The organism is Profundibacter sp., from assembly GCF_056498605.1.
The window spans coordinates 24,640-33,014 of the sequence record NZ_JBSMEZ010000006.1; the positions used below are offsets into that span (position 1 = coordinate 24,640).

Consider the following 8,375-nt stretch of genomic DNA (forward strand, 5'->3'; position numbering starts at 1 on the left):
AAGGAGGCGCGAGATGGATACCAAGTATGAATTTGGCCCCGAGGGTCAGGACAATATCGTTTATATCACGGCCGTTGATGTGGCGGACCTGCCCAAAGAGGTGCGGGAGGCGGCGCAAGGCGCTTTACAGCTGTATGCCGTGTGCAAATCGGATGGCGAGCGGTTGGCGCTGGTCAAGGACCGCAATCTGGCCTTTATGCTGGCGCGCCAGAATGATTTGGCACCGGTGGCAGTTCACTAATGATTTATCCATTTGACTGGGTGGACGCGTTTACCACGCGGCCCTTTGGCGGCAACGCCTGTGTGGTGGTGCATGGGGCGGACGGGTTGAGCGTTGAGCAGCGGTTGGCGCTGGTCAATGAAACGTCGCTGTCGGAATGCGCCTATCTGGTGGGATCGGATGTGGCGGATTTCGGGGTGCGGTATTATGTGGCGCATCAGGAAATTTTGATGGCGGGGCATCCGACGATTGCCACAGTGACATCCCTGCTGGACCGCGGGCTGGTGTCGCTGGTTGGCGGGCGGGCGGAGTTTACGCTCGAGGTTGGCGCGGGTGTGTTGCCGATTTCGGTGGCGGACGGGGTGATTACCATGACCCAAGCAGCGCCAGAGTTTGGCGAGATGCATGATCCGGCCGAGATTGCAGGGCTTTACGGGTTAACCGCCGATGACATCGTTGGTGTGCCGCAAACGGTTTCAACCGGCACGCCGTTTTGCATTGCGGTGCTGCGGAATAAGGCGGCTTTGCGCCGTGCGGTGCTGGATTTGAAGCGGCTTGAGGCGTATCATGCGGCGCGCGGGTTGGACGCGGATAAGGCGATGGAGCCGTTTTTGGTGGTGCGTGAAGGGGAAACTGCGGCGGGAGATACGTTTGCGCGGCTGTTGTTGCCGCCACCGATGCCTGCGGAGGATCCGTTTACCGGATCCGCAACAGGGTGCATGGCGGCCTATTTTTGGCATCACGGGTTGATTGAAGGTGCGTCTTTTGTGGCCGAGCAGGGGCACTGGATGGGGCGCGCGGGATCGGCGCAGGTCGAGGTTTTAGGCCCACGCGAGGTGCCAACGGGCGTCAAGGTTGGTGGGCAGGGCGTGGTGCTGATGCGCGGCGAATTGGCGCTGTAACAATCGCTGGTCGGTTGCCCTATATTGAGGGCAACGAATGATTTACGGAGAGACGAGATGAGCAAACCATTGAAATGCACCTGTCTGGAATGTGGCGCGGTTGGGCGGTTTCCGGCGGATAAAATTGGCGACCGGCCCAAGTGCGGTAAATGCGGTGCTTGGTTGATCACCGGCAAGGTGGCCGAGATTGATCTGGCGACATTGGTCACGGCGGCGAAAAATGACGACGTGCCGCTGGTGGTGGATTTCTGGGCGCCGTGGTGTGGGCCGTGCCGGATGATGGCGCCGCAATTTTTGATGGCGGCTGAAAAGATGGAGCCGCATGTTCGGTTTGCCAAGATCAACACCGAGGCGCATCCAAAGGCGTCACAACGCTATAATATTCGCGGGATACCGACGATGGCGCTGTTTAAGGGTGGGCGTGAGGTGGCACGGCAATCTGGCGCGATGCAGTCGCCGCAGATACAGGCTTGGGTGGCGAAGTCAGCTTAACGGAAGCCCTGCGGGCTGCTTTATTATTAAGTGTGCCTGCGGCGCGGATATTTATGGAACGAAAATGGATTAGCCCGTGGACCATGCGCGGGGTTGCTTCATGCCGGCCATTTTGATGGCTTGGCCGGTGTAGCCGTAGGGGAACAGGGCGTAGAGGGCTGCCTTTGATCCAGCTTTGTTCAGCCCGTCGCGTTTCGCCAGATATTTGAACACAAAGCGCACGTCGGGCATGACGCCTTTTTCTTGCTCGGATGTGCGGATGAATTTGATGATTTCAAGGTGCAGCGGGGTCAGGGTGATGCCCTCGACGCCTGCGCGGTAGTCGGTGAATTCGGGGGTCCAGTCGTGCTGATCGGTCAGATAGCCGTTGGCATCGACATTGACCTTGGCGCCCGAGGGCAGGGTGAGTTCAATGATCTTGTCCGGTAGGGTGCGCATTTCGTATCCTTGGATCACAGGTTTTGGGGTGCGGGTTAGGATAGGGTTGTGGGTGGAGGTGTCTTTGATGTGGGTCAAGTTGGGGGATTACAGATTGTGTTTGGAAATACCAAGATCATCCCGCATTGTAGCCTTCAATTGGTTTGTTGCCGCAATTCTTTTGTCTGATCCCGGGGTCATTGCGCTCCAGTCCCTCAGCCTTTCTAATACTTTCTCAGATGCCACAAGTTCACATCGCAACATCCAATGTCCAACATCAAACTCGCTGTCTTTTGTATGTCGCGCAATATCTTGCCGATGAAATGCCTCCCACAATCCGACATACGCTTCTTTGCGTTCGGAAAACGCATTTCGTTTATCCTGTGCCCTCGTGGTGAGAAAGTTTTGAATAACCGCAGAAACAATAGCCCCCACGCCAAATGCCGATAGGAGAGATACGAAGTCCATCAACGCACAAACTTCTTAAACTTCACCCGTTTCGGCTCCAGTGCGTCCGCGCCCAGACGACGTTTCTTGTCTTCCTCATATTCCTCGAAGTTGCCCTCGAACCATTCGACGTGCGCTTCGCCCTCGAACGCCAGAATGTGGGTGCAAATCCGATCCAAGAAGAACCGGTCGTGCGAGATGACCACGGCGCAGCCGGCGAAATCGACCAGCGCGTCCTCGAGTGCGCGTAGGGTTTCGACGTCTAGATCGTTGGTCGGCTCATCGAGCAGCAGCACGTTGCCGCCGGAGCGCAGCAGGCGGGCCATGTGGACGCGGTTGCGCTCGCCACCTGACAGCATCGAGAGCTTTTTCTGCTGGTCGCCGCCTTTGAAATTGAACGCCGAGCAATAGGCCCGCGAGTTCATTTCAGCGTCGCCAAGCATGATGATGTCTTGGCTGTCGGTCACGGCCTCCCACACAGTGGCGGTATCAATCAGATCATCGCGGGATTGATCGACGTAGGATAGCTGCACGGTGTCGCCGAAGGTCACCGACCCCGCATCGGGCTGTTCTTGGCCGGTCATCATCCGGAACAGCGTGGTTTTACCAGCACCGTTGGGGCCGATCACGCCGACAATCGCACCGGGGGGGATCGAGAAGGTAAGGTCCTCGATCAACAGTTTGTCGCCCATGGCTTTCTTCAGCCCCTCGACCTCGATCACCTTGCCGCCAAGGCGCGGCCCGTTCGGGATGATGATCTGCGCCTTGCCCATTTTCTCGCGCTCGGACATGTTGGCCATGTCGTTATAGGCGTTGATCCGTGCCTTGGATTTGGCTTGGCGGGCCTTTGGCGAGGCGCGCATCCATTCCAGTTCGCGTTCCAGCGTTTTCTGGCGGGATTTATCCTCGCGGGCCTCTTTTGACAGACGCTTGGCCTTTTGTTCCAGCCATGAGGAATAGTTGCCCTCCCATGGCACACCTTGGCCGCGGTCCAGCTCCAAAATCCACGAGGTGATATCATCGAGGAAATAACGGTCATGGGTGACGATCAGGATGGTGCCTTTGTAGGCCATCAGGTGGTTTTGCAGCCATGCGATGGTCTCGGCGTCGAGGTGGTTGGTTGGCTCATCCAGCAGCAGCATGTCGGGCGCTTCGAGCAGCAGTTTGCACAGCGCGACACGGCGCATTTCACCGCCCGAAAGCGTGCTGACGTCGGCGTCATCGGCGGGGCAGCGCAGGGCCTCCATCGACACGTCGATCTGGGCGTCCAGATCCCAGAGGTTCTGCGCGTCGATCTCGTCTTGCAATTGGGCCATTTCGTCGGCGGTTTCATCTGAATAGTTCATGGCCAGTGCGTTATAGCGATCCAGAATGGCTTTCTTTTCCGCGACCCCAAGCATCACGTTTTCACGCACGGTGAGGGAGGTGTCCAGCGTCGGTTCCTGTGGCAGATAGCCAACCTTGGCACCCTCGGCGACCCATGCCTCGCCGGTGAAATCCTTGTCCATGCCAGCCATGATTTTCATCAAGGTGGATTTACCCGAGCCGTTCACGCCGACCACGCCGATTTTCACGCCGGGCAGGAAGTTCAGGTGGATGTTTTCAAATAGCTTTTTGCCGCCGGGATAGGTTTTGGACACGCCGTCCATGAAGTATACGTATTGATAGGCTGCCATGAGGGATGCTCCTGAATGGGATTCTTGTGCTGGTGGCCTTGATACCCAAACGGGCGGCGGTGGGCAATCACATGAATACAGCTTTGAAAAAACCGACCCATCCGGTATCGATGGTATTCGATCCAGCAAACGGAGCGCTGTCATGAGTAGAATACCTACACCAAACCTATTTCCCCAAGCCTATCACCCCGCCGAGGATCGTTACGATAAAATGGTCTATCGTCGCTGTGGCAATTCAGGGGTGAAATTGCCCGCTATTTCGATGGGGTTGTGGCACAATTTTGGCCATGACACGCCGCATGAGGTCAAACGCGCGATGTGTCAAACGGCGTTTGATGCTGGGATTACGCATTTTGATCTGGCCAACAATTACGGACCACCTGCGGGCAGTGCTGAATCTGCCTTTGGCGAAATTCTAAAGACAGATTTTGCGGGGTATCGTGACGAGCTGATCATTTCCTCCAAGGCCGGATATGACATGTGGCCCGGCCCCTATGGCGAATGGGGCAGCCGGAAATATCTGATTGCGTCTTGTGATGCGTCGTTGAAACGGATGGGGCTGGAGTATGTGGATATTTTCTATTCGCACCGGTTTGATCCTGACACCCCGCTTGAGGAAACCATGGGGGCGCTGGACCAGATTGTGCGCTCGGGCAAGGCGCTTTATGCCGGAATTTCATCGTATAATTCGGAACGGACCCGCGAGGCGGTGGCGATTTTGAATGATCTGGGCACGCCTTGTCTGATCCATCAGCCAGCCTATAACATGTTGAACCGCTGGGTCGAAACAGACGGATTGAAAGAAACCTTGGCGGGGTTGGGCATCGGCTCGATCGCGTTCACGCCGCTGGCGCAGGGGATGCTGACCAATAAATACCTGAAAGGGGTGCCAGACGGTAGCCGTGCAATGCAGGGAAAATCTCTGTTGCCCGAAATGCTGAGTGATCATGCGCTTGACAGCATTCGCGGGTTGAATGCGATAGCCGAGCGTCGCGGGCAGACTCTGGCGCAGATGGCGATTGCATGGGTGCTGCGCGATGGCGGCATCACCACGGCGCTGATCGGGGCGTCAAAGCCTGCGCAGGTTCTGGATTGTGTCGGGGCGGTTGAAAATCTGGAATTCAGCGCCAAGGAGCTGGCAGAGATTGATGCGCTGGCGGGGGATGAGGCGATCAACCTTTGGGCGCGGTCAAGCGAGACGGAGTAACTTAGTATGTGGTTTCGGATGATTTTACCGATATTCCTGATGGTGCCCTTTATGGCATTTACGCAAGTTTTGAACATCGAGACGCAGGGGAACCTTGCCCCAATGCATAAGGTAGGTTGTGTTGATCTGGCCGGAGCAAAGGCAGAATATTCGCCTGCCGATCTGGCGCTTGGGGTTCTCGCTTGCGCCAAGCGCGGCGACTATGACAAAGCCGTAGATTTGTTTATTGTGATGCAGTTGCGTGCTGTCTATGACAGTAAACGGGTTAAGGATAAAAGCGCCCATCAGGCGGGGCAGGTGATTGCGATGCAAGTCCGCGAAACGCTGGGTGCAAGGAAAATGCGAAAATTGGAGGCAGCGCTAAAGGTGTTTGGCGGCAATGGATCCCCCCGGCATCAGGCGCTCTGCCGTGAAATGAAACGGGTCGGGCCGCCAGATTATCACCCAGCCTATATGATCCAGCACGGGATGTCGGCAGTTCTGGGGCGGGGACGGGATTGTCAAAGGGTTCCGGCCAAAGCCTGCATGGCGCGATCTGTTGACCGGATACATGAAGTGTGGTGGGGCATGAGGTGAGCACACAGAAACACTTTTCTGCAGCGCTGCCGGTTGCACATCGTGGCCAACGCATCGGCCTGTTGGGCGGCTCGTTTGATCCGCCGCACCGTGGGCATGTGCATATTTCCAAGGCGGCGTTAAAGCGGTTTAATCTGGATCAGGTTTGGTGGCTGGTGTCGCCGGGAAATCCGTTGAAGGCGGACGCTCCCGCGGCGATGGAGACACGGCTGGCGGCGTGTCGGGCGATCTCGGATCACCCAAACATCAAGGTGACAGATTTTGAGGCGCAGGTGGGCACGCGGTATACGGCCCAGACGCTGGAGGCTTTGTTTGAGCGGCGGCGGGGGGGGCGGTTTGTCTGGCTGATGGGTGCGGATAATTTGGCGCAGTTCCACCGCTGGCAGCGCTGGGAATGGATCATGGAAAATGTGCCTGTCGGGGTGATTGCACGGCCTGGTGACAGGACATCGGCGCGGATGTCCAAGGCAGCGAAACGCTATGAGGAGTTTCGGCTGCGGGGCAATCAATCGGGGATGCTGGCGGATGCGCCCCCGCCCGCGTGGTGTTTTATCAATGTGCCGATGGTGGATGTTTCCTCGACCGATATTCGAGCACGGGGCGATTGGAAGCACTAGCGTTTTAGCATTGCCGAGCCGATGCCGGTGCTGATCAGTAAGGCGAGTCCGATGAGGGTGATTGCATCGGGCCAGTCATTGAAGACGGCCCAGCCAAGGATGGTGGCGGCGATCAGTTGGAAATAAACGAAAGGTGCGAGGGTGGAGGCGGGGGCTATGCGGTAGGCCACGATCAATAGCAGGTTTCCGGCCATTGAGGCAAAGGCCGAGAACAGGGTTAATGCCGTGACTTGCGGGGTGAATGCGGGGATGTGGGCAAGGCCAAGCGGGGCCAGCACCAGCGCGCCAATCATCAAGTGGCTGAACAGCAATGCACGGGGCGGGGCGGCATGGGCGAGCCATCTGCTGGCAGTGAGGTAACTGCCGTAGCACAGCCCTGCGAGCACGGCGAAACCAAGGCCAGGGGTCATGCCAAAGCCGGGTTTGACCACCAACAGCACACCGCAAAACCCCAATAGAAGTAGGGCAGTTTGCTTGCGGGTGATTTGTTCGTTCAGCAACCACGCCGATAGGAAAAACGACAGGATCGGGCCGATAAAGAAGGCGCCAAATACGGTGGATAAAGCTTCGGTTTGCAGCGCGGTCAGGATTGAGGATATGCCCGCAGTGATGAGCAGGCCACGCAACCATATGCGCCAGTCCAGAAACAGGCGAAAGTCCAACTGATCACGCGGCAGGAACGAGAATACCATCAACGCGCCAAGGCCAAAGCGGGACCACGCCAGAAAGAACGGATTGAAGCCATGCCCAGTGACGAGGAGTTTGCCCGCCGTGTCGCCCATCGGGATCAGTGACATGGCGATGAACATGAGGGCGGCGGCGCGTAACATTCGGGCAATTTAGGCTGCGACATGATAAATGGAAAGTACAAAACGGGCATTGTTCTTAGGGTGCGGGATTGATTATAACTCGGTATCATGAGCGATAATTTCACACGACGATTTGTCATTGGCGCATTGCTTGCAAGCGTTTCAAATGTGGCCTTGGCCGAAGCACCTGTTGCCTCGATCAGGCCCAAGCCCCGCGCTGGGGATTTCCGTAAAAGGGCGGTTCGCGGGGCGGATGCGCTGATTGCCAATGCGCGTTTGGGTGGCAAGGTTGGCTTTGTGGTGGCGGATGCCAAGACGGGGCTGATTTTGGAGAGCGGGAACCCCATTCTGGCGCAACCTCCAGCCAGTGTGACCAAGACGATCACCGCACTTTATGCATTGGATTCATTGGGTTCCGAGTTTCGGTTCAAGACGCGGCTGATGGCGACGGGTCCGGTTAGCAATGGACGTCTGAAGGGTGATCTGGTGTTGGTTGGCAGTGGCGATCCGACGCTGACCACCGATGATCTGGCCGAGATGGCGGCGGGGTTAAAGCGGGCAGGGGTGCGCGAAGTGACTGGCAAGTTCAAGGTGAACGCCAGTGCGCTGCCCTATGTGAAAAGCATTGATAGCAGCCAGCCGGACCATGTGGGCTATAGCCCTGCGGTGTCGGGGTTGAACCTGAATTTCAACCGTGTGCATTTTGAATGGAAACGGATCGGTGGTGTCGGCGGGAAATACGAAATTATGATGGATGCCCGCACGGAAAAATACCGCCCCCGCGTCAGCATGGCCAAGATGCGGGTCGTGAACAGGGAGGTGCCGGCTTACGGCTATAAAAGCGCAAATGGTGTGGACAACTGGACCGTTGCGCGGCGTGCGTTGGGCAAGGGTGGCAGTCGCTGGTTGCCGGTGCGAAAGCCGCATATATACGCCGCCGAAGTGTTCCAGACGATGGCCCGCACGCAAGGGGTTAAACTATCCCGCGCTGTAGAGGTGAAAGGGGCGGCCA

General features: G+C 57.3%; 11 protein-coding genes. 7 read left to right on the forward strand and 4 right to left on the reverse strand.

Annotation, left to right across the window (positions count from 1 at the left end; translation table 11 throughout):
- Positions 1–13: 13 nt before the first annotated feature.
- Genes ACWB12_RS00900 through trxC form a run of 3 tightly spaced genes read left to right on the forward strand, consistent with a single transcriptional unit; the run spans position 14 to position 1,614 of the window.
- Entirely contained in the window at positions 14–241 is a 228-nt protein-coding gene (locus ACWB12_RS00900) for a DUF1150 family protein (protein WP_479528173.1), read from the forward strand.
- Positions 241–1,122 (forward strand): PhzF family phenazine biosynthesis protein, encoded by an 882-nt coding sequence (locus ACWB12_RS00905; protein ID WP_479528174.1) that lies wholly within the window; start codon positions 241–243, stop codon positions 1,120–1,122. The genes ACWB12_RS00900 and ACWB12_RS00905 overlap by 1 nt, the downstream gene beginning before the upstream one ends.
- Before the next feature lie 57 nt (positions 1,123–1,179).
- Positions 1,180–1,614: a thioredoxin TrxC gene (gene trxC, locus ACWB12_RS00910; protein ID WP_479528175.1), complete on the forward strand. Its 435-nt coding sequence runs from the start codon at positions 1,180–1,182 to the stop codon at positions 1,612–1,614.
- Between the two features lie 69 nt (positions 1,615–1,683).
- Here the strand turns inward: trxC and ACWB12_RS00915 are convergent, their stop codons facing one another.
- The 3 genes from ACWB12_RS00915 to ettA all read right to left on the reverse strand — a co-directional run bounded on the left by ACWB12_RS00915 (position 1,684) and on the right by ettA (position 4,154).
- On the reverse strand, positions 1,684–2,052 hold the full coding sequence (locus ACWB12_RS00915) for a TusE/DsrC/DsvC family sulfur relay protein (RefSeq protein WP_479528176.1): 369 nt from the start codon (positions 2,050–2,052) through the stop codon (positions 1,684–1,686).
- Between the two features lie 87 nt (positions 2,053–2,139).
- On the reverse strand, positions 2,140–2,499 hold the full coding sequence (locus ACWB12_RS00920) for a hypothetical protein (protein WP_479528177.1): 360 nt from the start codon (positions 2,497–2,499) through the stop codon (positions 2,140–2,142).
- On the reverse strand, positions 2,499–4,154 hold the full coding sequence (ettA, locus tag ACWB12_RS00925) for an energy-dependent translational throttle protein EttA (RefSeq protein WP_479528178.1): 1,656 nt from the start codon (positions 4,152–4,154) through the stop codon (positions 2,499–2,501). The genes ACWB12_RS00920 and ettA overlap by 1 nt, the downstream gene beginning before the upstream one ends.
- 142 nt (positions 4,155–4,296) lie before the next feature.
- Here ettA and mgrA point away from each other — a divergent pair, with 142 nt between their 5' ends.
- Genes mgrA through ACWB12_RS00940 form a run of 3 tightly spaced genes read left to right on the forward strand, consistent with a single transcriptional unit; the run spans position 4,297 to position 6,554 of the window.
- Positions 4,297–5,361 (forward strand): L-glyceraldehyde 3-phosphate reductase, encoded by a 1,065-nt coding sequence (gene mgrA, locus ACWB12_RS00930; RefSeq protein ID WP_479528179.1) that lies wholly within the window; start codon positions 4,297–4,299, stop codon positions 5,359–5,361.
- 51 nt (positions 5,362–5,412) lie between these two features.
- Positions 5,413–5,937, forward strand: coding sequence for a hypothetical protein (locus tag ACWB12_RS00935; RefSeq protein ID WP_479528180.1), 525 nt, complete (start codon positions 5,413–5,415; stop codon positions 5,935–5,937).
- Positions 5,934–6,554, forward strand: a complete 621-nt coding sequence (locus tag ACWB12_RS00940; RefSeq protein ID WP_479528181.1) for a nicotinate-nucleotide adenylyltransferase — start codon at positions 5,934–5,936, stop codon at positions 6,552–6,554. Before ACWB12_RS00935 ends, ACWB12_RS00940 begins: the two co-directional genes overlap by 4 nt.
- Here ACWB12_RS00940 and ACWB12_RS00945 read toward each other — a convergent pair.
- Positions 6,551–7,384 (reverse strand): DMT family transporter, encoded by an 834-nt coding sequence (locus tag ACWB12_RS00945; RefSeq protein ID WP_479528182.1) that lies wholly within the window; start codon positions 7,382–7,384, stop codon positions 6,551–6,553. The genes ACWB12_RS00940 and ACWB12_RS00945 overlap by 4 nt on opposite strands.
- Positions 7,385–7,471: 87 nt before the next feature.
- Between ACWB12_RS00945 and ACWB12_RS00950 the strand changes: the two genes are divergently transcribed.
- Positions 7,472–8,375 (forward strand): D-alanyl-D-alanine carboxypeptidase (locus tag ACWB12_RS00950; protein WP_479528183.1); only part of this gene is annotated, 904 nt, incomplete at its 3' end.